General features: G+C 69.6%; 23 protein-coding genes. 15 read left to right on the top strand and 8 right to left on the bottom strand.

Features of this window, described 5'->3' with window-relative positions:
• Window position 1 precedes the first annotated feature (1 nt).
• Together CLM62_RS44250 and CLM62_RS44245 are read left to right on the top strand one after the other, a co-directional pair.
• On the top strand, window positions 2-481 hold the full coding sequence (locus CLM62_RS44250; protein WP_095755555.1) for an SRPBCC family protein: 480 nt from the start codon (window positions 2-4) through the stop codon (window positions 479-481).
• A 26-nt stretch (window positions 482-507) separates the two neighbouring features.
• Window positions 508-843: a TcmI family type II polyketide cyclase gene (locus CLM62_RS44245; protein ID WP_095755554.1), complete on the top strand. Its 336-nt coding sequence runs from the start codon at window positions 508-510 to the stop codon at window positions 841-843.
• Window positions 844-936: 93 nt separating this feature from the next.
• On the opposite strand, the gene CLM62_RS44240 is transcribed toward CLM62_RS44245, so the two are convergent.
• Window positions 937-1,935, bottom strand: coding sequence for an amidohydrolase (locus CLM62_RS44240; protein WP_257004447.1), 999 nt, complete (start codon window positions 1,933-1,935; stop codon window positions 937-939).
• A 53-nt stretch (window positions 1,936-1,988) separates the two neighbouring features.
• Complete coding sequence (locus CLM62_RS44235; RefSeq protein ID WP_257004446.1) at window positions 1,989-3,605, bottom strand: FAD-dependent monooxygenase; 1,617 nt, start codon at window positions 3,603-3,605, stop codon at window positions 1,989-1,991.
• Between the two features lie 224 nt (window positions 3,606-3,829).
• Between CLM62_RS44235 and CLM62_RS44230 the strand changes: the two genes are divergently transcribed.
• On the top strand, window positions 3,830-5,089 hold the full coding sequence (locus CLM62_RS44230) for a cytochrome P450 (RefSeq protein ID WP_095755551.1): 1,260 nt from the start codon (window positions 3,830-3,832) through the stop codon (window positions 5,087-5,089).
• 1 nt (window position 5,090) lies between these two features.
• The gene (locus CLM62_RS44225; protein WP_306457976.1) at window positions 5,091-5,471 is read left to right on the top strand and encodes an antibiotic biosynthesis monooxygenase family protein; all 381 of its coding nucleotides are present in this window, start codon (window positions 5,091-5,093) and stop codon (window positions 5,469-5,471) included.
• Here the strand turns inward: CLM62_RS44225 and CLM62_RS44220 are convergent.
• Both CLM62_RS44220 and CLM62_RS44215 read right to left on the bottom strand, forming a co-directional pair.
• On the bottom strand, window positions 5,419-5,721 hold the full coding sequence (locus CLM62_RS44220) for an MTH1187 family thiamine-binding protein (RefSeq protein ID WP_095755549.1): 303 nt from the start codon (window positions 5,719-5,721) through the stop codon (window positions 5,419-5,421). The genes CLM62_RS44225 and CLM62_RS44220 overlap by 53 nt on opposite strands.
• Entirely contained in the window at window positions 5,718-6,062 is a 345-nt protein-coding gene (locus CLM62_RS44215; protein WP_095755548.1) for a DUF3817 domain-containing protein, read from the bottom strand. The genes CLM62_RS44220 and CLM62_RS44215 overlap by 4 nt, the downstream gene beginning before the upstream one ends.
• A 158-nt stretch (window positions 6,063-6,220) precedes the next feature.
• Between CLM62_RS44215 and CLM62_RS44210 the strand changes: the two genes are divergently transcribed.
• From CLM62_RS44210 to CLM62_RS44195, 4 genes are all read left to right on the top strand, one after another.
• Window positions 6,221-6,853: an AIM24 family protein gene (locus CLM62_RS44210; RefSeq protein WP_095755547.1), complete on the top strand. Its 633-nt coding sequence runs from the start codon at window positions 6,221-6,223 to the stop codon at window positions 6,851-6,853.
• 1 nt (window position 6,854) lies between these two features.
• On the top strand, window positions 6,855-7,505 hold the full coding sequence (locus CLM62_RS44205) for an AIM24 family protein (RefSeq protein WP_095755546.1): 651 nt from the start codon (window positions 6,855-6,857) through the stop codon (window positions 7,503-7,505).
• A 74-nt stretch (window positions 7,506-7,579) separates the two neighbouring features.
• On the top strand, window positions 7,580-8,332 hold the full coding sequence (locus CLM62_RS44200) for an AIM24 family protein (RefSeq protein WP_095755589.1): 753 nt from the start codon (window positions 7,580-7,582) through the stop codon (window positions 8,330-8,332).
• A 96-nt stretch (window positions 8,333-8,428) separates the two neighbouring features.
• A complete protein-coding gene (locus CLM62_RS44195; RefSeq protein WP_095755545.1) occupies window positions 8,429-8,905 on the top strand; it encodes a MarR family winged helix-turn-helix transcriptional regulator in 477 nt (158 codons plus the stop codon).
• Here CLM62_RS44195 and CLM62_RS44190 read toward each other — a convergent pair.
• Together CLM62_RS44190 and CLM62_RS44185 are read right to left on the bottom strand one after the other, a co-directional pair.
• Window positions 8,902-10,350: a cell wall metabolism sensor histidine kinase WalK gene (locus CLM62_RS44190; protein WP_095755544.1), complete on the bottom strand. Its 1,449-nt coding sequence runs from the start codon at window positions 10,348-10,350 to the stop codon at window positions 8,902-8,904. The genes CLM62_RS44195 and CLM62_RS44190 overlap by 4 nt on opposite strands.
• On the bottom strand, window positions 10,350-11,018 hold the full coding sequence (locus CLM62_RS44185; protein ID WP_095755543.1) for a response regulator transcription factor: 669 nt from the start codon (window positions 11,016-11,018) through the stop codon (window positions 10,350-10,352). The genes CLM62_RS44190 and CLM62_RS44185 overlap by 1 nt, the downstream gene beginning before the upstream one ends.
• Window positions 11,019-11,144: 126 nt before the next feature.
• Here CLM62_RS44185 and CLM62_RS44180 point away from each other — a divergent pair, with 126 nt between their 5' ends.
• A complete protein-coding gene (locus CLM62_RS44180) occupies window positions 11,145-11,846 on the top strand; it encodes a PepSY domain-containing protein (RefSeq protein WP_095755542.1) in 702 nt (233 codons plus the stop codon).
• 198 nt (window positions 11,847-12,044) lie between these two features.
• On the opposite strand, the gene meaB is transcribed toward CLM62_RS44180, so the two are convergent.
• Window positions 12,045-13,001 (bottom strand): methylmalonyl Co-A mutase-associated GTPase MeaB, encoded by a 957-nt coding sequence (meaB, locus tag CLM62_RS44175; RefSeq protein ID WP_095755541.1) that lies wholly within the window; start codon window positions 12,999-13,001, stop codon window positions 12,045-12,047.
• Window positions 13,002-13,048: 47 nt separating this feature from the next.
• A complete protein-coding gene (locus tag CLM62_RS44170; protein WP_095755540.1) occupies window positions 13,049-14,251 on the bottom strand; it encodes an acetyl-CoA C-acetyltransferase in 1,203 nt (400 codons plus the stop codon).
• Between the two features lie 150 nt (window positions 14,252-14,401).
• On the opposite strand from CLM62_RS44170, the gene mce reads away from it, so the two are divergent.
• The 6 genes from mce to CLM62_RS44140 form a co-directional block, all read left to right on the top strand.
• Window positions 14,402-14,842, top strand: coding sequence for a methylmalonyl-CoA epimerase (gene mce, locus CLM62_RS44165; protein WP_095755539.1), 441 nt, complete (start codon window positions 14,402-14,404; stop codon window positions 14,840-14,842).
• 234 nt (window positions 14,843-15,076) lie between these two features.
• Window positions 15,077-18,991: a polarized growth protein Scy gene (gene scy / locus CLM62_RS44160; protein ID WP_095755538.1), complete on the top strand. Its 3,915-nt coding sequence runs from the start codon at window positions 15,077-15,079 to the stop codon at window positions 18,989-18,991.
• Window positions 18,992-19,174: 183 nt separating this feature from the next.
• Window positions 19,175-20,110 carry a cellulose-binding protein gene (locus CLM62_RS44155; RefSeq protein WP_095755537.1) on the top strand — a complete coding sequence of 312 codons (936 nt, stop codon included), beginning with the start codon at window positions 19,175-19,177 and terminating at the stop codon, window positions 20,108-20,110.
• Window positions 20,111-20,196: 86 nt separating this feature from the next.
• Window positions 20,197-21,156, top strand: coding sequence for an ABC transporter ATP-binding protein (locus CLM62_RS44150; RefSeq protein WP_179382481.1), 960 nt, complete (start codon window positions 20,197-20,199; stop codon window positions 21,154-21,156).
• A 2-nt stretch (window positions 21,157-21,158) separates the two neighbouring features.
• The gene (locus CLM62_RS44145) at window positions 21,159-21,929 is read left to right on the top strand and encodes an ABC transporter permease (RefSeq protein WP_095755535.1); all 771 of its coding nucleotides are present in this window, start codon (window positions 21,159-21,161) and stop codon (window positions 21,927-21,929) included.
• A gap of 125 nt (window positions 21,930-22,054) precedes the next feature.
• The coding region (locus tag CLM62_RS44140) for an ABC transporter ATP-binding protein (RefSeq protein ID WP_095755534.1) at window positions 22,055-23,088 on the top strand (1,034 nt) is incomplete at its 3' end.

The following is a 23,088-nucleotide window of genomic DNA, read 5'->3' as shown; positions in this document are numbered from 1 at the left end:
CATGGCCGGCCACACGAAGAACGAGATCACCATCGCCGCTCCCGTCGACCTCGTCTGGGACATGACGAACGACCTGGAGAGATGGCCGCAGCTGTTCAGCGAGTACGCGTCCGTCGACGTACTGTCCCGCGACGGCGACACGGTCACCTTCCGTCTGACCATGCACCCCGACGAGAACGGCAAGGTGTGGAGCTGGGTGTCGGAACGGATCACCGACCGCGACAAGCTCACCGTCCACGCACGCCGGGTCGAGCCCGGCCCGTTCGAGTACATGAACATCGAGTGGGAGTACGAGGAGACCCCGGGCGGCACTCTGATGCGCTGGACCCAGGACTTCGCCATGAAGCCCGACGCCCCGGTCGACGACGCGGGGATGACGGACATCATCAACCGCAACTCCCCCATCCAGATGGCCCTCATCCGCGACCGCGTCGAGCAGGCCGCCCGCGAGCGGCGAACCAAGCCCGTCAAGCCAGCCTGAGCGACACCGTCGCGGAAGGAGACCTCATGCACCACGCCCTGATCGTCGCCCGGATGGCCCCGCAGTCGGCTCCGGACATCGCCGAGGTCTTCGCGGCCTCCGACCGCGGCGAACTCCCGCACCTCGTCGGGGTGACCCGGCGTTCGCTCTTCCAGTTCGGCGACGTGTACATGCACCTCATCGAAGCCGAGCAGGACCCGGGACCCGCCATCGCGCGCATGTCCGAGCACCCCGAGTTCCTCGACATCAGCAGGAAGCTGACCGCGTACGTCAGCCCGTACGACCCGGAGACCTGGCGCAGCCCGAAGGACGCCATGGCGGAGCGCTTCTACCACTGGGAGAGGGACGCGACCGCACGGTGAACGAAGAAGGCCGCTGTCCGCGCGGAGGAAGCGCGGGCAGCGGCCTTCTCGTGTCCTCCTGCGCCCCCTTTGTCCTTCCTGTCCGGTCTCCTCTCAGCGGGCGAGTTCAGGCATCAACCGCACGGCGTTCTCCCGGTTGATTCCCTGGAGCTGCTGATCCGAGATGACCGGATCGTTGTCCAGAGCGGGCGTCGTGATGTCGGCGATGACCTGCGCGGGGGTGGGCGGCCAGTCCGTGCCGAAGAGGATGTGGCCGGGGTCCACGGTGGCCAGCAGGGTGGGCGTGGCCGAGGGTGACATGGGGCCGGCTGTGTCGAAGTAGAAGCGGTGCAGGTAGTCGCGGACCCGGCCCGGCTCGATCTCGGGGGTGAGATGCCCGCCGAAGAGTTCCAGCCGGGTGGCCATGTACGGCAGAAAGCCTCCGCCGTGAGGAAGGATGAAGGTGAGATTCGGATAACGGTCCAGGGTGCCGTTCTTGATGAGGTTGATGGCGGCACGCGTGGTGTCGACAAGGAAGTCGCACACGAAGGGCGGCATTCCCGGCAGCCCCGAACTGCCGGGACCGCCGCCCTTTCCCGCCGGCACTTCCATGGGGTGGGTACTGACGACCGCGGACCGGTCGTTGAGTTCCTCCAGGAGGCGGTCGTGCGCCTCGTCGCCGAGGTAGACACCGTCCATGCTCGTTCTCGTGCTGACCCCGACGGCGCCGAGTTCATCGAGGCCGTACTCGAGGCTCCACAGGGAGAGGTCGAGGTCGTCGAGGAACACGGGGGTGAAGAACCTGAAGCGTGCGGGATGGCTTTCCACGACGTCGGCCGCTGCCCGCAGGGCGACCCGTGCGCTTTCCTGACGCTCCGTCCGCTCGCGGAGCCGTCCGAGCATCGCCACCGTCATCACGGACGTGCTGATGCCCGCCTTGTCCATGAGCTCCAGGGCCGCGTCCAGGTCCCACCGCGTCCACCAGGGCAGCTTGTCCCGGTGGACGACGCCCCGTTCTTCCGCCCAGTCCAGCCAGGCGGGCGCGGTGAAGTGGTGGTGGACGTCCACTCGGCCCGCGGCGGGGCCGTCGATGGCCGCTGATGTCATTGCCATGTCCTCTTCTCAGGTGCGGCTTCGCAGGTGCGGCTTCTCGGGTGCGGCCGATCTCAGGTGCGGCCGAGTACCGTCCGCAGCACATTCGTCAGCAGGCGATCGGCGTGCGGCATCTCGGCGTGGGCTCGCCAGGCGACGTAACCGTCGGGGCGTACGAGGACGGCACCGTCTTCGGCTGTGCCGTGCAGCTTCGCCCAGTCGGCGTCCGGCTCAGGAACGAGGTCGTGGTCCTGGCCGACTCCCACGAGATACGACTCGACCGGAACTCCCAAGGTCTCGGAGGCCTTCTCCGCCGCGTTCCGCCACTCGTGGCCTCGGGGCCCGGCAAGGACCACGAAGGAACGCTCGTACAGATCCAGCGTGGAGATCCTGACGCCTTCTCTCGTGACCCACATATGAGGTGCGCGGCTGCCCGGGTCGCCGCCGAGCTGGAAGGTCTCCGGAACGACCGGCCGCTCCGGGGAGGCACCCATGACGGCGTTGGACGCGTACCGGCAGCAGAGCGCGACGGTCATGAGGTCCGCCGGGTCGTCGTTGCGTCCCGCCGTCGGACTGAATCCCGGGTGCTCCTCCTCGACCGCCTGTACGGCCGCCCGCGTGCTGGTCGCGAGGGCGGCAGGCCGTCGTTCCTGCTCATAACTGTCCAGCAGGCGCATGCCGGCCCAGCCGCGGCGCACCGCGGCCAGCTTCCAGGCGAGGTTGTGAGCGTCCTGGATCCCGGTGTTGGAACCGAACGCACCGGTGGGCGGCATCTCGTGTGCCGAGTCACCGGCCAGGAAGACCCGGCCCTGTCCGTAGTTGTCCGCGACACGCTTCGAAGCGTGCCAGGGCGCCTTTCCGGTGATCTCCACATCGATGTCCGGAACGCCGGCGGCCGCGCGGATATGAGCGACGAGGCGGTCGTCGGTGAAATCCTCCAGGGATTCGCCGCGGTCCGGGAACCAAGGAACATGGATCACCCATCGTTCCTCGTTGTCCACCGGCAGCAACGCTCCTTCGCCCTGTGGGTTCGTCACATAGCAGACGACGAACTTCTTTTCTCCGATGTAGTCCTTGAGCCTCTTGCTGCGGAATGTGACGCTGACGTTGTGGAAGAGCTCACCAGGTCCTGACTGACTGATGCCCAGGCGTTTGCGAACGGGGCTTCGGGGCCCGTCGGCAGCCACCAGAAAATCAGCGTGCACGGTATACGTCTCACCGGTGTCCCGGTGCATGATCTGGGCCTGGACTCCGTCTCGGTCCTGCGTGAAGGAGAGCATCTCCGTACTGAAGCGGATGTCTCCTCCCTGGGCGCGGGCATGGGTCAGCAGTACCGGCTCGAGATCGTTCTGACTGCACAGGCACCAGTCCGAGGAACTGACCTGTGACACATCAATTCCGGCGGAGATGTCCCGGATGATCCAGCGGCGCTGACCGCCGGCGAGGGTGTCCACCTGAAGAACGCCGTCGTTTCCGGCGAGAGCCGAGGCGGCCTCCCGGATGCTCGGCTCCAGTCCGGCGGTCCGGAAAATCTCCATGGTACGCACATTGTTCCCGCGACCGCGCGGGTGCGTCGATGTCCCCGCATGTCGCTCCAAGAGCATGTGCTCAATTCCGAGGCGTCCCAGGAAGACGGAGGTGGAAAGGCCCACCAGGGATCCGCCTACGATGAGAACTGGTACTGATTCCACTGATTCCGCTGTGCGTCCGCTCACTGATTTCCTACCCCATACGGCGGTGCCGAGTCCGGGGGTCGAGGACCGGCCTGACAGTCAGTGTTTACCAAGTGGGACATTCATATGCACAGTTCATACGGTGACCCGACCCATATGGCCCAGCAACGTTTGGCCCGCGGTGCCCCACGGGAAACCGTGGGGCACTGACCGATGGAATCCACCGACCCCCGGGACCAGACATGACGCAAGCGTTCGCATCCGAGGAAATGTCATCCGAAGAGGCCGCGGCCGCGGCCTCATCCTGCAGCCGGGAGTTCCGCGCCAACCCGCATCCCATCTACGCCAAACTCAGGGAGACGGCACCCGTATGCCCGCTGTCACCGCCCCACGGCGTCGAGACGTACCTGATCACCCGGCATGACGACGCTCGCGCCGCCCTGGCCGACCCCCGCCTGAGCAAGGACATGTACGGCGCCATCGACGCCTATCACCGCATCTTCGGTGACTCGTCGATCGCCCTGGACGACAACATGCTCTTCTCGGATCCTCCGAAGCACACCAGGCTCAGGAGGATTGTCGGCAACACCTTCACCCCGAAAAGGGTGGAATCACTGCGTCCGCGCGTCCAGAAGATCACTGAGGATCTGCTGGATGGATGCGCGACCTCGGAACCCGTCGACCTGCTCCCGGAGTTCTGCTTCCCCCTGCCGCTCCATGTGATCTGCGAACTTCTGGGCGTCCCGGAGAACGAACGCAAGCAGGCCCAGGAATGGTCCAGCACCGTCGCCCGGACCGGTTTCGGTCCGGAGGCGAGAAAAGCGCTGGAACTGGCCGAGGGCAACCTGCGCGACTATCTGGTGGATCTGATCGCACGGAAGCGGCAGGAGCCGGACGGCGCCCTGCTCAGCGCACTCGTCACAGCCAGGGATGACGAGGGCGCGCTCACGGACCACGAACTGGTCTCCACAGCGTGGGTGCTGCTCTTCGCAGGCCACAAGACGACGGCGTACCAGATCGGCAACGCCGTCTACCATTTGCTCACCCAACCGGAGCAGAAGCGACTGGCACTCCAGGATGCGGGCGCGACAGCCGCGGCCGTCGAGGAGATCTTCCGGTTCGAGTCCTCCGTGGAGAACTCGACATTCCGCTACGCCAAGGAAGACCTCGTGATCCGCGACACGCTCATCCCCAAGGGTGCGCTCGTCCAGATCTCGATCACCTCGGCCAACCGTGACCCGGAGGCCTTCACAGATCCGGACCGACTGGACGTCACGCGCCCGAACGTCCAGGCGACCCATCTCGCATTCGGCGTCGGCCCCCACTACTGCGCCGGCGCGCCGCTGGCACGTCTGGAGATGCAGATCGCCCTCACCACGCTCTTCGCGCGGTATCCCCGCATGGCCCTTGCGGGGGCGCCGGAAGACGCGCGCTGGCTGACCGTACCGTTCCCCGCCTTCCGCGGGTTGGCGGAACTTCCCGTCGTCCTCGACCCGTCCTGACGTGAACGGCACCCAAACTCCGGCACGTGTGCGGGTCGTTCGGCTGCTGCGCGTGCGAGAAGGAATGGAAGCGGACTTCGTGAAGTCCTATCAGGGCGTCCTCGAACGCGCCGTGGGCTCCCCCGGACACCTCGGAGAACAGCTGTGCCGGTCCATCGACGATCCCACTCGCTGGTTGCTCACCAGCGAGTGGGAGAGCCTCGAAGCCGTCAAGCGGTGGCGTACCGACCCCGATCACACCGCTCTGGTCGAGCCGATGAACGCCTGTCTGCACGACGACCGGTGGACAGCGGTCTTCCACGTCACGGACGCGGCGGCTCAGCAGACGACTACTCCGCCCGCTGGGCCAGATGCCGTTCGACCGTCTCCACCTTCGAGGTGAGACCGTTCTCCACCCCGGGGCGGATGTCCGCCTTGAGAACCAGGGACACGCGCGGCGCACGGGCCTCTACGGCGGCCACGGCGCGCTTGACGACGTCCATGACCTCCTCCCACTCGCCCTCGATGGACGTGAACATCGCGTCGGTGCGGTTGGGCAGGCCGGACTCGCGCACGATCCGGACGGCGTCGGCGACGTACTCCCCCACGTCCTCGCCGACGCCCAGCGGCGTCACGGAGAAGGCGACGATCACGCGCTCACCTTCCCTTCCTCGCGGGCGCGGGAGGCGATGACCGCGTCCTCGGCCTCACGCCTCAGCTTGCGCTCGGCGAAGAAGCCGCCGGTGGGCAGGATCGAGAGGACGAAGTAGAGGGCGGCGGTCTTCAGGGACCACTTCGTGCGGTTCCAGGCGTCGGCCCAGAAGATCACGTACAGGATGAAGAGAACGCCGTGGACCATCCCCATCACGGGGACCGCGTTGAAGTCCGTGGTCCGCTTCAGCACCGAGCAGACCAGCAGGAGGAGGAAGGAAACCGCCTCGGGGGCCGAGACGAGGCGGAGGCGGCGAATGGCGGTGGCGGTCTTGATGTCCACGGGTCACCTTCGGTGGGAGAGACGTCGGGTTTGTGAATGCGAGCACAAACGTTCTTCCATTGTGGCAAACGGCTCCCCTAAGGGTGCGTTCAGGGTGCGTCTCCACCCCTGGGCTCTGTCCGCGGAGCCCGACCTGCGGCTACCTTCACTGCGTGGCGATGTTCCGACTTCAAGGCAGCAAAGTGCTTGCCGTCGACATGACCGGTGACGCCGTGAAGGCGAAGAACGGCTCGATGGTCGCGTACGACGGTCAGATGGACTTCAAGAAGCTCAGCGGCGGCGGTGAGGGCATCCGGGGGATGGTGACCCGGCGGATCACCGGCGAGCAGATGACATTGATGGAGGTGAAGGGGCACGGGACGTGCTGGTTCGCGGACCGGGCCTCGGAGATCAACCTCGTCGGCCTCCAGGGGGACAAGCTGTACGTGGAGTCGAGCAACCTGCTCGCGACCGACTCCGGACTGCGGACCGGCACGTCGTTCACCGGTATGCGCGGTGCCTCGCAGGGCAACGGGCTGTTCACGACGACCGTCGAGGGGCACGGGCAGGCGGCGATCATGTCGGACGGGCCGGCGGTCGTGCTGCGGGTCAGCGCGCAGTATCCGCTGACCGTCGACCCGGGGGCGTACATCGCGCACCAGGGGAACCTCCGGCAGTCCTTCCAGTCCGGTGTGACGTTCCGCACGTTCATGGGCGAGGGCGGCGGCGAGGCCTTCCAGATCCGCTTCGAGGGCGACGGCCTGGTGTACGTCCAGCCCAGCGAGCGGAACACGATCGCGGGGGATGTGTGACATGGCCTTCCGTGAGCTCAACTCGAAGATGGTCGAGGCGACGGTCGCGCCCGGGCAGCGGCTGTTCAGTCAGCGCGGGGCGATGCTCGCCTACAAGGGCGAGGTGTCCTTCACTCCCAACATGCAGGGCGGCCAGGGCGGGGTCATGTCGATGATCGGCCGCCGGGTGGCCAATGAGGCGGCGCCCCTGATGACCGTCGAGGGCAGCGGCACCGTGCTGTTCGGGCACGGCGGCCACCACATCCAGGTCATCAACCTCACCGGCGACACCCTGTTCGTGGAGGCGGACCGGCTGCTCGCCTTCGAGGGCACGCTGGAGCAGGGGACGATGTTCATGGGCTCCCAGGGCGGCGTCATGGGCATGGTCCGGGGCCAGGTCACCGGCCAGGGCCTGTTCACCACCACCCTGAGGGGGCACGGCTCGGTCGCGGTCATGGCGCACGGCGGGGTCATCGAGGTCCCCATCACCCCGCAGCGCCCGGTCCATGTCGACCCGCAGGCGTACGTCGCCCACCACGGCGACGTACGCAACAAGCTGTCCACCGCGCTGGGCTGGCGCGACATGGTGGGCCGCGGCTCCGGAGAGGCGTTCCAGCTGGAGCTCAGCGGCAGCGGTGCGGTGTACGTCCAGGCCTCGGAGGAGAAGCTGTGAGCACCATTCCCTACGGCGTCCCCGGCGGACACGGCGGACCCGGTGGACCCGGCGGCCCGACGGTCTTCGACCCGATGACGCTGCCGTCGGACGACAACGTCAACAACTACACCTTCTGCGTGGAGCTCAAGGGGAGCCAGTGGTTCCTGCAGAAGGGGAAGATGATCGCCTACTACGGCTCGATGGAGTTCAACGGCATCGGGCACGGCCGGCTGGACCGCCTGGTGCGTACGTCCTTCCATTCGCCTCTGCACGCCAGCGACTGGGTCGTGGCGGAGGGCTCGGGCAAGATGCTCCTCGCCGACCGGGCCTTCGACGTGAACTCGTACGACCTCGAAGACGGCAATCTGACCATTCGCTCGGGCAACTTGCTCGCTTTTCAGCCAAGTCTCGCTCTCAAGCAGTCGATCGTGCCGGGTTTTCTGACACTCATCGGAACCGGAAAGTTCGTGGCCGCCTCCAACGGTCCGGTGGTGTTCATGGAACCCCCGATCCGGGTGGACCCGCAGGCCCTCGTCGGCTGGGCGGACTGCCCCTCACCCTGCCATCACTACGACCACGGCTACATGACCGGTCTCATGGGCGGTCTACGTGCGATGACAGGTCTCGGCGGGGCCTCCGGGGAGGAGCATCAGTTCGAGTTCGTGGGAGCGGGCACGGTCCTGCTCCAGTCGTCCGAGGTCCTCATGGCCGAGCAGGCCACGGGGGCGGTTCCGGGGGAAGCCGGGGTGCCTGGCGGCGGGGGGCACACAGGCCACTCACAGCAAGCCGGCGCACCGCGCCTTCCCGGACAGCTGGGAGACCTCCAGCGTCGCTTCGGTCTGTGAGCGGTAGTCTGCGGAGTGTGACGTCGAACGTGTGCACGCCGCCGTCACCACAACCCTCACTAGTTCGCCTTTCAACCTTTTAGGTAGACTTCATTCATGGAGACCGAGACGGCCACGCGCTGGCTGACCGATGCGGAGCAGTGCGCCTGGCGCACCCACCTGGAGGTCAACAGGCTGTTGACGTACCAGCTCGAAAAGGACCTGCAGCCGTTCGGCCTGACAATGAACGACTACGAAATCCTGGTGAATCTGTCCGAGTCGGAGGGCGTACGAATGCGGATGAGCGACCTGGCATCCGCCACCCTCCAGTCCAAGAGCCGCCTCTCCCACCAGATCACCCGCATGGAGAACGCGGACCTGGTGCGGCGCGAGAACTGCGAGTCGGACCGCCGAGGTCTGTACGCGGTCCTCACCGAGCACGGCATGGAGACGATGAAGAAGGTCGCGCCCCATCATGTGGCGTCTGTGCGGAGGCACTTCATCGATCTGCTGTCCCCCGAGGCCATGTCGGAACTCGACAAGGCCCTGAAGCCCATCGCGGAGCATCTTCGCGGGCAGCGGGGGCGGGCCTAGCCACCTGATCGGGCGAGCGGCAGGCGGAGTTCGAACAGGGCTCCGCCTGTCGGCGCGTCGCGGACCGTGAGCGTGCCGCCGTGCCGTGTGGCGACGTCCCGCGCGATGGCGAGTCCGAGCCCCGCGCCGCCGTCGTCGCGGCTGCGGGCCTCGTCCAGCCGTACGAACCGCTCGAAGATCCGCTCCCGGTCGCTCCCGGGCACCCCGTCCCCGTCGTCGGCGACCCCGGCCACCGCCCACTCCCCCTCGCGCCGCACACTCACCCGGACGGCCGAGCGGGCGTGCCGCTGTGCGTTGTCCAGCAGGTTGGTGAGCAGCCGCCCCATCTGCCCCCGGGAGCCCGCCACGTCCACGGCCTCCGGCGCTTCCAGGGTCACGCCCGCGCGCCCTTCGACTCCCTCCCGCGCCAGCGCGGCGAGGTCGAACCGGGCGTCGGCGGCGGGCCGCTCCCCCGCGTCCAGCCGGGCCAGCAGCAGCAGATCGGCGGCGAGGCGCTGCAGTCGTACGGTGTCCTCGACCGCCCCTTTGACGTCCAGCAGCTCGGGATGCGCGGCGCCCACCTCCAGCTGGGTGCGCAAGGACGCGATCGGGCTGCGCAGTTCGTGCGAGGCGTCGGCGACGAACCGGCGCTGCCGCTCCACGGAGGTCTCCAGGGCGGCCAGCGTCTCGTTGGTGGTCCGGGCGAGGCGGGCCACCTCGTCGTGCGTGTCCGGCACCGGCACCCGGCGTGCGAGATCCTCGGAGGCGGTGATCGCGGCCATCTCGCCGCGGATGCCCTCGACCGGGCGCAGGGCGCGCCGGGTGACCAGCCAGGTCACCCCCGCGACGACGCCGAGCAGCAGTGGGAAGCCGATCAGCATGACGGTCAGCGCGGTGTCGACGGCGCTCTGTTCGGCGGAGAGCGGGGCGCCGGCGTACACGATCAGCAGGCCTTTGTTCTTGGCCTCGACCTTTACGGCGGCGAAGCGGTAGTCGCCGGTCTCGCCGTCGATCGTCGCGGAACCGTTGGTGTAGGTGGTCCTCTCGCCGATCTCGCCCGGATGGAGGGAGGACTCGTCGTCGTCCCCGTCGTCGTTGGACCCGTCGGAGTCCTCGCCCTCCTCGCCGCCTCCGGGGGCGGTCGGCTGCGCCGGCTTGACCACGTCGGTGTTCGTGCCGCTGATCCGCTGCAGGTCCTCGCTGGCCGCGACCAGTCTCCGGTTCTCGTCGACGACCTGGACCGGCTCCTCGTCCCCGTCCAGGGACAGCTGGTCGTACCGCTTGCCCAGGGCCAGGCCGGCGGCGACCGTCCGCGCGGAGCGGTCGGCCTCGGCCTCGGCCTGGTCGGTCAGGTTGGAGCGCAGGGACAGCAGGACGGCGGCCCCGGCGGCGACCAGCGCCACGGCTACGACGAGCGTGGCGGCGAGGGTCGCCCGGGACCGTACGGAACCGAACAGGCGTCTCATCACCGTCCCGCCTCCAGCCGATACCCGGCGCCGCGGACCGTCCGGATGAGCCCGGAGCGCAGCTTGCGCCTGAGAGTGCTGACGTACACCTCGACGATGTTCGGGTCGCCGTCGTACGCGAAGTCCCAGACGTGCTCCAGGATCTGGGCCTTGGACACCACCTCGCCGGCCCGCACCACGAGCTGTTCCAGGACGGCGAACTCCTTGGCGGTGAGCACGACCTCGTCCTCGCCCAGGAAGACGCGGTGGGCGGCGGTGTCGACCTTGAGGTCGCCGAGGACGTGCACCGGCGAGGCCCCGGCGCCCTGGCCGCGGCGGCGCAGCAGCGCCTTGATCCGGGCGACGAGGACGACGTACGAGAACGGCTTGGTGAGGTAGTCGTCGGCACCCGTGTCGAGGCCCTCGGCCTCGTCGTACTCGCCGTCCTTGGCGGTGAGCATCAGGATCGGCACGTCGTGCCCTGCGGCGCGGAGGGCGGCGCAGACGCGGTAGCCGTTGAGGCCGGGCAGCATGATGTCGAGGATCACGAGGTCGTACGTCCCCTCGGTGGCCCGGTGCAGGCCCTCCCGGCCGTCGTGGACGACGTCCACGGCGTACCCCTCGGCGGTCAGGCCCCTGGCGAGCGACAGGGCCAGCCGCTTCTCGTCCTCCACGATCAACAGGCGCATGCCTAAAGGTTCGCAAAGCGAAGCTGAAGATCGCTTCAGGGGGCTTCAGGTTGCTCTCAGCGTCGGTCGGCGATGTTGGGTGACGTCGAAAGCGACGCGAAGCCTTATGAATCTGGAGGAAGCCGCATGAAGCGCAACATCGTGATCGCCGCCGTTACGGCCGCCGCGCTGGTCGGGGGTGGTACGGCCACGGCTCTCGCGGTGACGGGGGACGGCGAGGGGTCGGTGCGGCAGGCGGTGGACGTGCGGGGTACGGGGGACGACGCACGGGCCGACGACGGGGCCCGTGACGACGACAGCGGCCGTGACGACGACGCCGGGAAGGCCGCGTCCGTCGAGGTGACGGCTGCCGACGCCATCGCCTCCGCACTGCGGCACGACCCGGGCACCGCCGTCTCCGCCGAACTGGACGACGAAGACGACGGGGCCGACGGGGCCGACGCCGGGTCGGTCGTGTGGAAGGTCGACGTCCTCGGCGGCGGGGACACCTGGCACAGCGTCCGGGTCGACCCCGGCACCGGCAAGGTGCTCGGTTCCCACACCGAGCGCGAGGACGACACCGCCGAGGTGCGGGGCGCGCTGAAGGGCACCTCCGTGACGGCGGCGGAGGCCGCGAAGGCGGTCACCGGCAAGGGAACCGTGACGTCGGTGGACCTGGACGAGGACGGCACCTCGAAGGGCTGGGAGGTCGAGACCCACGCCTCCGGCGAGGCCGAGCAGGACTGGCGGGTCGATCTGAACAGCGGGAAGGTCACGGCGGACCGGGCGGACCGGGCGGACCGGGCCGATGACGACAGGGCCGACGACAACGACGGTGGCGACGACTGACGTAGCCGTTCGGTGCGGGTGAGTGGGGGCGGGCCCTGAGTGGTTCGCCCCCTCCGCCCCTACCCTTCCCGTCCCTGGGGGCTGCCGCCCCCAGACCCCCGCTTCGGCCCGAAGGGCCTCGTCCTCAAGCGCCGGACGGGCTGAGATTGCCCGACCGGCGTCGTCAGATCCCGGCCGCCGCCGACCCACTCCGCGGGGTTACCCCTGCGTGAGCCCCGCCACCAGCTCGTCCGCCGCCCGGTAGGGATCCAGCTGCCCGGCGACGATCTTCTCCGCCAGCGTGCTCAGTCGCCGGTCGCCGTGCAGGTCGCCGATCCGTTCGCGCAACGCCGTGACGGCGATCGTCTCCACCTCGCGGGCGGCACGGGACAGCCGGCGCTCCGCCAGCACCCCCCGCTCCTCCATCCACGCGCGGTGCTTCTCCAGCGCCTCGACGACCTCCTCGATGCCCTCGCCGCGCGCGGCGACCGTCTTGACGATGGGTGGGCGCCAGTCGCCGGGGCCGCGGGACTCGCCGAGGCCGAGCATGTGGTTCAGCTCGCGGGCGGTGGCGTCGGCGCCGTCCCGGTCGGCCTTGTTGACGACGTACACGTCGCCGATCTCCAGGATGCCCGCCTTGGCCGCCTGGATTCCGTCGCCCATGCCGGGGGCCAGGAGCACCACCGAGGTGTCGGCCTGTGAGGCGATCTCGACCTCCGACTGGCCGACCCCGACGGTCTCGACCAGGATCACCTCGCAGCCCGCCGCGTCCAGGACACGGATGGCCTGCGGCGCGGCCCAGGCGAGGCCGCCGAGGTGGCCCCTCGTCGCCATCGAGCGGATGTAGACGCCCGGGTCGGACGCGTGCTCCGACATCCGCACCCGGTCGCCGAGCAGCGCCCCGCCGGAGAACGGCGAGGACGGGTCGACGGCCAGGACGCCGACCCGCTTGCCCTGCTTGCGGTAGGCCGTCACCAGGGCCGACGTCGAGGTCGACTTGCCGACGCCCGGAGAGCCGGTCAGTCCGACCACGTACGCCCCGCCGGTCAGCGGAGCCAACGTCGCCATGACCTCCCTGAGCTGCGGGGACGCCCCCTCCACCAGGGAGATCAGGCGGGCCACGGCGCGCGGCCGGCCCTCCCTGGCCTGGGCCACCAGTGTGGAGACGTCCTGCATCACAGCTCCGTTCGAGACTCGAGGGCGGTACGGACCGGTAAGAGCGGTTACGCCTTGGGTACCCGCACGATCAGCGCGTCACCCTGACCGCCGCCGCCGCACAGCGCGGCCGCGCCCACGCCGCCGCCACGCCGCTTCAGCTCCAGCGCCAGGTGCAGGACGAGCCGGGCACCGGACATGCCGATCGGGTGGCCCAGGGCGATGGCACCGCCGTTGACGTTCACCCTTTCCGGGGACACTCCGAGGTCCTTCATCGACTGCACCGCCACTGCGGCGAAGGCCTCGTTGATCTCGATCAGGTCGAGGTCGGAGACCTCCAGGCCCTCCTTCTTCAGGGCGTGCCGGATGGCGTTGGAGGGCTGGGACTGGAGGGAGTTGTCCGGACCGGCCACGTTGCCGTGGGCGCCGATCTCGGCGATCCACTCCAGGCCGAGCTCCTGCGCCTTGGCCTTGCTCATCACCACGACCGCGGCGGCACCGTCGGAGATCTGCGAGGAAGAGCCCGCCGTGATGGTGCCGTCCTTGCTGAACGCCGCCCGCAGCTTGCCCAGCGACTCGGCCGTCGTCTCCGCGCGGATGCCCTCGTCCTTGCTGAAGACGACCGGCTCGCCCTTGCGCTGCGGGATCTCCACCGGGGTGATCTCGGCCTCGAACAGGCCGTTCTTCTGCGCGGATGCGGCACGCTGGTGGGACAGGGCGGCCACCTCGTCCTGTTCCGGCCGGCCGATGCCGAGCCGCGTGTTGTGCTTCTCCGTCGACTCGCCCATGGCGATGTTCTCGAAGGCGTCGGTCAGACCGTCGTACGCCATGGCGTCGATCATCTCCACCGCGCCGTACTTGAAGCCCTCGCGGGACTTCGGCAGCAGGTGGGGTGCGTTGGTCATGGACTCCTGGCCGCCCGCGACGATCACGTCGAACTCACCCGCGCGGATCAACTGGTCGGCGAGCGCGATGGCGTCGAGGCCGGACAGGCACACCTTGTTGACGGTGAGCGCCGGGACGTTCATCGGAATGCCCGCCTTGACCGCGGCCTGGCGTGCCGGGATCTGCCCCGCCCCGGCCTGGAGCACCTGGCCCATGATCACGTACTGCACCTGGTCGCCACCGATCCCCGCACGGTCGAGGGCGGCCTTGATCGCGAAGCCGCCGAGGTCGGCTCCCGAGAAGGACTTCAGCGAGCCCAGCAACCGCCCCATGGGCGTACGGGCACCCGCGACGATCACCGAGGTCGTGCTGTTCGATCCAGTCATGAGCTGCGATCCCCTTACCGGCCTGCACAGGCCGAGGAGTGAACGAGGGTTTACTTCGAATGTACTGAGCGGTAGACCACCCCGTCATCCGGCGAAGCGTGTGATCGCGCGCACGTTGCGTAACCACCTCCGGCGCGCTCCACTGAAACCATGCTGACGCGAATCGACCACATCGGGATCGCCTGTTTCGACCTCGACAAGACTGTCGAGTTCTACCGGGCCACGTACGGCTTCGAGGTGTTCCACTCCGAGGTCAACGAGGAGCAGGGCGTGCGCGAGGCCATGCTCAAGATCAACGATACGTCCGACGGCGGAGCGTCGTATCTCCAGCTCCTGGAGCCGACCCGGGAGGACTCCACCGTCGCGAAGTGGCTGGCGAAGAACGGCGAGGGCGTCCACCACATCGCCTTCGGTACGGCGGATGTCGACACGGAGGCCGCCGACATCAAGGACAAGGGCGTACGCGTTCTGTACGAAGAGCCGCGACGCGGCTCCATGGGGTCACGGATCACCTTCCTTCACCCCAAGGATTGCCACGGCGTACTGACAGAACTGGTCACTTCAGCGCCTGTTGAGTCACCTGAGCACTGACCCCCGTACATATGGGCCGGTAGGGTTGGGGTCGGTCGCCGCTCCAACCAGGGCGACCTGGTCCTGCCGTCGAAAGCGGGATCAAGTCCGGGGTCCGGGTTTCGGGGGACGAGCGTCGGGGCAGCAGCCCATGCTCCGCCGTTGATCTGACACCATTCCCCGGGGGCCCCGTTCGGCGGATGGACGGAGCTCGTTTGGAGAGACTTGCGACCAGGGGACGGATGGGACCGCGCAGTGCGGGGCTACGAACGCCAGGAGCGAGAGCCGGCGGCTGACGTCGACCACCTCTCTCGGTTCGAGGCCGAGATGGATCGGCTGAAGACCGAGCGGGAGAAGGCGATCCAGCACGCCGAGGACCTCGGCTACCAGGTCGAGGTGCTGCGCGCCAAGTTGCACGAGGCGCGGCGCACCATCATGTCCCGGCCCTCCTACGACGGCGGTGACCTCGGCTACCAGGCCGAGCAGCTGCTGCGCAACGCCCAGATCCAGGCCGACCAGCTGCGCCAGGATGCCGAGCGCGAACTGAGCCAGGCCCGCGCCCAGACCCAGCGCATCCTCCAGGAGCACGCCGAGCAGGCGGCACGGCTCCAGGCGGAGCTGCACCAGGAGGCGGTCACCCGCCGCCAGCAGCTCGACCAGGAGCTCGCCGAGCGCCGGCAGACCGTCGAGACGCATGTCAACGAGAACGTGGCCTGGGCCGAGCAGCTGCGCGCCCGCACCGAGCAGCAGGCCCGCCGGCTCCTCGACGAATCCCGCGCGGAGGCCGAGCAGGCCATGGCCGCCGCCCGCGCCGAGGCCGAGCGGCTGACCTCCGAGGCCCGCCAGCGGCTGCAGAGCGAGGCCGAGGCGGCCCGCGCGGAGGCCGAGCAGTTGCTGCGCCGCGCCCGCACGGACGCCGAGCGCCTGCTGAACGCCGCCTCCTCGCAGGCCCAGGAGGCCACCGACCACGCCGAGCAGCTGCGTACCTCCACCACCACGGAGTCGGAGGCGGCCCGCCGCGAGGCCCAGGAGCTGAGCCGCGCCGCCGAGCAGCGCATCGCGGAGGCGGACACCGCTCTGCGCGAGGCGCGCGCCGAGGCGGAGAAGCTGGTCACCGAGGCCAAGGCCGCCGCCGAGAAGGCCCTCGCCAGCGCCGAGTCGGCCAACGAGCAGCGCACGCGCACGGCGAAGGAGCAGGTCGCCCGGCTGGTCAGCGAGGCCACCAAGGAGGCCGAGACCACCAAGTCGGACGCCGAGCAGATCGTCGCGGACGCCCGCGCCGAGGCCGAGAAGCTGCTCGCCGAGGCCGCCGAGAAGGCCCGGACGCTCACCGCCGAGGAGAGCGCGACCCAGCTGTCCAAGGCGGCCAAGACGGCCGAGGACGTCCTCAACAAGGCGCAGGAGGACGCGAAGAACACCACCAAGGCCGCGGCCGAGGAGGCCGAGCGGATCCGCACCGAGGCCGAGGCCGAGGCGGACCGGCTGCGCGCCGAGGCGCACGACATCGCCGAGCAGCTCAAGGGCGCGGCGAAGGACGACACCAAGGAGTACCGCGCCAAGACGGTCGAGCTGCAGGAGGAGGCCCGCCGGCTGCGCGGCGAGGCCGAGCAGCTGCGGTCCGACGCGGTCGCCGAGGGCGAGAAGATCCGCGCGGAGGCCCGCAAGGAGGCCGTGGCGCAGATCGAGGAGGCGGCCAAGACCGCCGAGGAGCTGCTGTCCAAGGCGAAGGCCGACGCGGACGAGCTGCGCCAGAAGGCCACCACGGACAGCGAGAAGGTCCGTACGGAGGCCATCGAGCGGGCGACCACTCTGCGCCGGCAGGCCGAGGAGACGCTGGACCGCACCCGCAAGGAGGCCGAGCGGCACCGCGCCGAGGTCGTCGAGCAGGCCGAGGGCATCAAGGCCGACGCCGAGCGGACCGCGCGCGAGCTGCACGAGGAGACCGAGCAGGCCATAGAGGCCCGCCGCGCGGAGGCCGCCGAGGAACTGACCCGGCTGCGCACCGAGGCCGAGCAGCGCCTCGTCGCCGCCGAGCAGGCGCTGACCGACGCCCGTGAGGAGGCCGCGCGGATCCGCCGCGAGGCCGCCGAGGAGACCGAGCGGCTGCGCGGTGAGGCCGCCGAGCGGATCCGCACGCTCCAGGAGCAGGCCGAGGCCGAGGCCGATCGGGTGCGCGACGAGGCCGCGTCCGACGCGTCCGCCTCCCGGGCGGAGGGCGAGGCCATCGCCGTACGCCTGCGCTCGGAGGCCGCCTCCGAGGCCGAGCGGCTGAAGTCGGAGGCGCAGGACACCGCCGATCGGGTACGGGCGGAGGCGCAGGCCGCCGCCGAGCGGCTGGCGACGGAGGCGTCGGAGACGCTGGCCGCCGCGCAGGAGGAGGCCAACCGGCGTCGTCGCGAGGCCGAGGAGTACCTGGGCGCGGCGCGGCAGGAAGCCGACCAGGAGCGCGAGCGGGCCCGCGAGCAGAGCGAGGAGCTGCTGGCCTCGGCGCGCAAGCGCGTTGAGGAGGCGCAGGCCGAGGCCGTACGCCTGGTCGAGGAGGCCGACCGGCGTGCCACCGAGATGGTGTCGGCGGCCGAACAGCACGCCCAGCAGGTGCGGGACTCGGTCGCCGGGCTGCACGAGCAGGCCCAGGAGGAGATCACCGGGCTGCGCTCGGCCGCCGAGCACGCGGCGGACCGTACGCGCCGGGAGGCCGAGGAGGAGGCGGACCGGGTCCGCCACGACGCCTACGCCGAGCGGGAGCGGGCCTCCCAGGACGCGAGCCGGGTCCGGCGGGAGGCGAGCGAGGAGTCCGAGGCCGCCAAGGCGCTTGCGGAGCGCACCGTCTCGGAGGCGATCGCTGAGGCGGAGCGGCTGCGCTCGGACGCGTCCGAGCACGCCCAGCGGGTGCGTACGGAGGCGTCGGAGACCATCGCCGAGGCCGAGCAGGCGGCTTCGCGCACCCGGGCGGACGCCCGCGAGGACGCCAATCGCATCCGGTCGGACGCGGCGACCCAGGCGGACACCCTCATCACCGAGGCGCGCAACGAGGCCGAGCGGCTCACCACGGAGACGGTCGCGGACACCGACCGGCTGCGGCAGGAGACGGTCGCCGAGGCGGAGCGGCTGCGTTCGGAGACGGTCGCGGAGGCCGAGCGGGTACGGACCGAGGCGGCCACCGCGGCCGAGCGGATGATGGCGGACGCCACCGGCGACGCGGAGCGGCTGCGCGCCGAGGCCGCCGAGACGATCGGGGCGGCGCGGCAGCACGCCGAGCGGATCCGCAGCGAGTCCCAGCGGGTCAGGGCCGAGGCGCTGGCGGAGGCCGAGCGGGTCACGACGGCCGCGCGCGAGGAGGCCGACCGGACGCTCGACGAGGCCCGCAAGGAGGCCAACAAGCGGCGCTCCGAGGCGGCCGAGCAGGTCGACAAGCTCATCACGGAGACCACGGCCGAGGCCGACAAGCTGCTCACCGAGGCGCAGCAGCAGGCCCTGAAGACCACCGCGGACGCGGAGTCCCAGGCCGACACCATGGTCGGCGCGGCCCGTACCGAGGCCGACCGGCTGGTGTCCGAGGCGACGGTCGAGGGCAACGCGACGGTGGAGAAGGCCCGTACGGACGCGGACGAACTGCTCGTCGGCGCCCGCCGGGACGCAACCGCCATCCGGGAGCGCGCGGAGGAGCTGCGCGACCGCATCACCGCCGAGATCGAGGACCTGCACGAGCGGGCCCGCCGCGAGGCCGCCGAGACGATGAAGTCGACCGGCGACCGCTGCGACGCGCTCATCAAGGCCTCCGAGGAGCAGCTGGAGAAGGCGCAGGCGAAGGCCAAGGAGCTGGTCTCGGAGGCCAACTCGGAGGCGGGCAAGGTGCGTATCGCCGCTGTCAAGAAGGCCGAGGGGCTTCTGAAGGAGGCCGAGCAGAAGAAGGCGGCGCTCATCAGGGAGGCCGAGGAGCTCAAGGCCGAGGCGATCCGCGAGGCGAAGCGCACGGTCGAGGAGGGCAAGCGCGAGCTGGAGATCCTGGTGCGCCGCCGCGAGGACATCAATGCCGAGATCTCCCGTGTCCAGGACGTCCTGGAGGCGTTGGAATCCTTCGAGGCCCCGTCCGCGGGGAAGGACACCGGCGTCAAGGCGGGTGCCACGGTCGGCGCACCACGATCGGGTGGCAAGTCGTCAGAAGGCTAGCCTGAAGACGGCATTCCGGTGTTTTCTGGGGTCTTTGACCAAGTTTTTGGCAAGCCGTCCCAGGGTCAGCCACCCAAAAGGGGTGTCATTCTCCAGATCAAACACGCATCCGCTCGATGACACACCGCTTCGGCCCCTAGGATTCCACCTATCACCTCACCGGTCTCATTCGACAGGAACCCCATGAGCGACACTTCCCCCTATGGCTTCGAGCTTGTGCGGCGTGGGTACGACCGCGCGCAGGTGGACGAACGCATCTCGAAGCTCGTCTCCGACCGCGACAGCGCTCTGGCCCGCATCACCGCTCTGGAAAAGCGCATCGAGGAGCTCCACCTCGAGACGCAGAACGCCCAGGCGCAGGTAACCGACGCCGAGCCGTCATACGCCGGTCTCGGCGCGCGTGTCGAGAAGATCCTCCGCCTCGCCGAGGAAGAGGCCAAGGATCTGCGCGAGGAGGCCAGGCGCGCGGCCGAGCAGCATCGCGAACTCGCCGAGTCCGCGGCCCAGCAGGTTCGCAACGACGCAGAATCGTTCGCTGCGGAGCGCAAGGCCAAGGCCGAGGACGAGGGCGTCCGGGTCATCGAGAAGGCCAAGAGTGACGCCTCGCAGCTGCGCGCGGAGGCCCAGAAGGACGCGCAGTCCAAGCGCGAGGAGGCCGACGCCCTCTTCGAGGAGACCCGTGCCAAGGCCGCGCAGGCCGCCGCCGACTTCGAGACGAACCTCGCCAAGCGCCGCGAGCAGTCCGAGCGCGACCTGGCCTCGCGTCAGCAGAAGGCGGAGAAGCGCCTCGCGGAGATCGAGCACCGCGCGGAGCAGCTGCGCCTGGAGGCGGAGAAGCTGCGCACGGACGCCGAGCGCCGCGCCCGCCAGACCGTCGAGACGGCACAGCGCCAGGCCGAGGACATCGTGGCCGACGCCAACGCCAAGGCCGACCGCATCCGTTCGGAATCCGAGCGCGAGCTCGCGGCTCTCACCAACCGCCGCGACTCGATCAACGCCCAGCTGACGAACGTGCGCGAGATGCTCGCCACGCTCACGGGCGCCGCGGTGGCCGCCGCCGGTTCCCCGGCCGAGGACGAGCCCATCTCCCGGGGCGTCCCGGCGCAGCAGTCCCGGTAACGGTCCGGCATACGTCTGCGGAACATCGGTGAAGCCCTCTGCCCCTGCGGTGGCAGAGGGCTTTGCCGCGTTCTAGCGTGGGGCGCATGATCGAGCTCGAGGGGCTGACCAAGCGGTACGGCGAGAAGGTGGCGGTCAACAACCTCACCTTCACCGTCAGACCGGGCATCGTCACGGGCTTCCTCGGACCCAACGGCGCCGGCAAGTCGACGACCATGCGCATGATGCTCGGGCTCGACCGTCCCACCGCCGGCGACGTCCGTATCGACGGCAAGCACTACGACCGGCTCAAGGACCCGCTGACGTACATCGGGGCGCTCCTGGAGGCCAAGGCCTGGCACGGCGGGCGCAGCGCCTACAACCACCTGCTGTGCCTCGCGCAGAGCAACGGCATTGCGAAGAGCCGGGTGCGGGAGGTGCTGGAGACGGTCGGACTGACGGCGGTCGCGCGGAAGAAGACCAAGGGCTTCTCGCTCGGCATGGGCCAGCGGCTCGGCATCGCGGCCGCGCTGCTCGGCGACCCGCGGATCCTGATGTTCGACGAGCCGGTCAACGGCCTCGACCCCGAGGGCATCCACTGGATCCGCAACCTGATGAAGTCCCTGGCCGCGCAGGGCCGTACGGTCTTCGTCTCGTCCCACCTCATGAGCGAGATGGCGCTGACCGCCGACCATCTCGTCGTCATCGGGCAGGGGCGGCTGCTCGCGGACACCTCCATGGCCGACTTCATCGCGCGGAACTCGCGCAGTTACGTCCGGATCCGCACCCCGCAGCGGGAGCGGCTGCTCGATGTGCTGCACTGGGCCGGCTTGACGGTCGTGGAGACCGGCAACGGCACGCTGGAGGTCGACGGCGGCAAGCCCGAGCACATCGGCGAGCTCGCGGCGCAGTACCAGATCGTGCTGCACGAGCTGAGCCCCCAGCAGGCCTCCCTGGAGGAGGCGTTCATGCAGCTGACCGCGGAGTCGGTCGAGTACCACGCGCACGACGGGACGCCTCCCGAGCAGCAGCGACAGCAGTGGGGCGACAGCTGGAGGAGGAACTGAGCATGGCGGCGATCCAGGTCGTCCGGTCCGAGTGGACCAAGATCCGGTCGGTGGCGTCCACGGTGTGGACGCTCTCGCTGGCCGTGGTCGTCACCGTCGCGCTGGGCGCGCTGATCTCGGCCCTGTCGAAGAGCGAGTTCGACACCATGAGCCGGCAGGACCAGCTCACCTTCGACCCGACCTTCGTCAGCTTCGCGGGCATGGGCCTCGGTCAGCTCGCGATGATCGTGTTCGGGGTGCTCGTGGTGTCGAACGAGTACAGCACCGGCATGATCCGCAGCTCGCTGGCCGCCGTACCGCAGCGCGGCACCTTCCTGTTCAGCAAGATCGCGGTCGCGACCGGCCTCGCGCTGGTCGTCGGCATGGCCACCAGCTTCGTCGCGTTCTTCCTCGGGCAGGCGATGCTCGGCGAGCACAAGGCGCAGATCGGCGATTCCGGCGTGCTGCGCGCGGTCATCGGCGGCGGGCTCTACATGACGCTCATCGCGATGTTCTCGATGGGCGTGGCCGCGATGCTGCGCTCGCCGATGCTGTCGCTGGGCATCCTGATGCCGTTCTTCTTCCTGATCTCCAACATCCTCGGCAACGTCGACGCGACGAAGAAGATCGGCCAGTACCTGCCCGACCAGGCCGGCAGCAAGATCATGCAGGTGGTCACGCCGGTCGACAACGACACGCCGTACGGCCCCTGGGGCGGGCTCGGGATCATGGCGCTGTGGGTGGTCGCAGCCCTCCTCGGGGGCTACCTCATGATCAAGAAGCGCGACGCGTGAGGCTCAGGGCTTTGCTTTCATTTGAGCGGAACCGTCAGCGCCCCGATAAGCTCCTAACCCTTACGGGGGCGTGTGCCCCGCTGTCCTGAATTTTCGCTGGGCAACCTTCCAATGGGGACCGAAGCATGATCGAGGCAGTCGGCCTGACCAAGCGCTACGGCGACAAGACCGCTGTGTACAACCTTTCCTTCCAGGTGCGGCCCGGTGCCGTCACCGGTTTCCTCGGGCCCAACGGCTCGGGCAAGTCGACGACGATGAGGATGATCCTCGGCCTGGACAACCCGACCTCGGGGCAGGTGACGATCGGCGGCTATCCGTACCGCAAGCTGCCCAACGCGCCCCGCCAGGTCGGCGCGCTGCTGGACGCCAAGGCCGTGCACGGCGGCCGCGCCGCCCGCAACCACCTCCTGTGCCTGGCCCAGCTGTCCGGCATCCCGGCCCGGCGGGTCGACGAAGTGCTGGGCGTGGTCGGACTCCAGGACGTGGCGAAGAAGCGGTCCAAGGGCTTCTCGCTCGGTATGGGCCAGCGGCTCGGCATCGCCGCCGCGCTCCTCGGCGACCCCCAGGTGCTGCTGTTCGACGAGCCGGTCAACGGGCTCGACCCCGAGGGCATCCACTGGGTCCGCAACCTCATGAAGGCGCTCGCGGCGGAGGGCCGTACGGTCTTCGTCTCGTCCCACCTCATGAGCGAGATGGCGCTGACGGCCGACCACCTGATCGTCATCGGGCGCGGGCAGCTGCTCGCCGACATGAGCGTGACGGAGTTCATCTCGGCGAACTCCGCCGACTTCGCGCGCGTGCGGACGCCCGACACCGAGCCGCAGCTGCGCGAGAAGCTGTCGTCCGCGCTCACCGAGGCCGGCGGCCATGTGATGCCGGAGCAGGACGGCGGGCTGCGCGTCACGGGACTGCCGCTGCCGCGCATCAGCGACATCGCGCACGACACGGACGTACGGCTGTGGGAGCTGTCGCCGCACCAGGCCTCGCTGGAGGAGGCGTACATGCGGATGACGCAGGGCGCCGTCGACTACCGCTCCAGCATCGACCAGAAGGCCGGCCTCCAGCAGCCGCTGCCGCCCGGCGCGCAGCCGCCGATGCCGGTGCCCGGGCAGGGCCAGCCGGGCTGGTACGCCCCGCCGCCGCCGCAGCAGGGCGGCCA

Origin of the sequence: Streptomyces sp. SA15, assembly GCF_002291145.1 — a bacterium.
In the GTDB taxonomy this organism is placed as follows: Bacteria; Actinomycetota; Actinomycetes; order Streptomycetales; family Streptomycetaceae; genus Streptomyces.
Note: the sequence above shows the minus strand (reverse complement) of the source record. Positions and strands in the feature narration are given on the sequence as shown.

What these genes read in the sequence shown, in the direction of transcription:
- CLM62_RS44250 (WP_095755555.1), top strand. Translation starts at nt 2, where the DNA reads ATGGCCGGCCACACGAAGAACGAGATCACCATCGCCGCTCCCGTCGAC.
- CLM62_RS44245 (WP_095755554.1), top strand. Translation starts at nt 508, where the DNA reads ATGCACCACGCCCTGATCGTCGCCCGGATGGCCCCGCAGTCGGCTCCG.
- CLM62_RS44240 (WP_257004447.1), bottom strand. Translation starts at nt 1,935, where the DNA reads ATGGCAATGACATCAGCGGCCATCGACGGCCCCGCCGCGGGCCGAGTG.
- CLM62_RS44230 (WP_095755551.1), top strand. Translation starts at nt 3,830, where the DNA reads ATGACGCAAGCGTTCGCATCCGAGGAAATGTCATCCGAAGAGGCCGCG.
- CLM62_RS44210 (WP_095755547.1), top strand. Translation starts at nt 6,221, where the DNA reads ATGTTCCGACTTCAAGGCAGCAAAGTGCTTGCCGTCGACATGACCGGT.
- CLM62_RS44205 (WP_095755546.1), top strand. Translation starts at nt 6,855, where the DNA reads ATGGCCTTCCGTGAGCTCAACTCGAAGATGGTCGAGGCGACGGTCGCG.
- CLM62_RS44200 (WP_095755589.1), top strand. Translation starts at nt 7,580, where the DNA reads ATGACGCTGCCGTCGGACGACAACGTCAACAACTACACCTTCTGCGTG.
- CLM62_RS44195 (WP_095755545.1), top strand. Translation starts at nt 8,429, where the DNA reads ATGGAGACCGAGACGGCCACGCGCTGGCTGACCGATGCGGAGCAGTGC.
- CLM62_RS44190 (WP_095755544.1), bottom strand. Translation starts at nt 10,350, where the DNA reads ATGAGACGCCTGTTCGGTTCCGTACGGTCCCGGGCGACCCTCGCCGCC.
- CLM62_RS44185 (WP_095755543.1), bottom strand. Translation starts at nt 11,018, where the DNA reads ATGCGCCTGTTGATCGTGGAGGACGAGAAGCGGCTGGCCCTGTCGCTC.
- CLM62_RS44180 (WP_095755542.1), top strand. Translation starts at nt 11,145, where the DNA reads ATGAAGCGCAACATCGTGATCGCCGCCGTTACGGCCGCCGCGCTGGTC.
- meaB (WP_095755541.1), bottom strand. Translation starts at nt 13,001, where the DNA reads ATGCAGGACGTCTCCACACTGGTGGCCCAGGCCAGGGAGGGCCGGCCG.
- CLM62_RS44170 (WP_095755540.1), bottom strand. Translation starts at nt 14,251, where the DNA reads ATGACTGGATCGAACAGCACGACCTCGGTGATCGTCGCGGGTGCCCGT.
- mce (WP_095755539.1), top strand. Translation starts at nt 14,402, where the DNA reads ATGCTGACGCGAATCGACCACATCGGGATCGCCTGTTTCGACCTCGAC.
- CLM62_RS44155 (WP_095755537.1), top strand. Translation starts at nt 19,175, where the DNA reads ATGAGCGACACTTCCCCCTATGGCTTCGAGCTTGTGCGGCGTGGGTAC.
- CLM62_RS44150 (WP_179382481.1), top strand. Translation starts at nt 20,197, where the DNA reads ATGATCGAGCTCGAGGGGCTGACCAAGCGGTACGGCGAGAAGGTGGCG.
- CLM62_RS44145 (WP_095755535.1), top strand. Translation starts at nt 21,159, where the DNA reads ATGGCGGCGATCCAGGTCGTCCGGTCCGAGTGGACCAAGATCCGGTCG.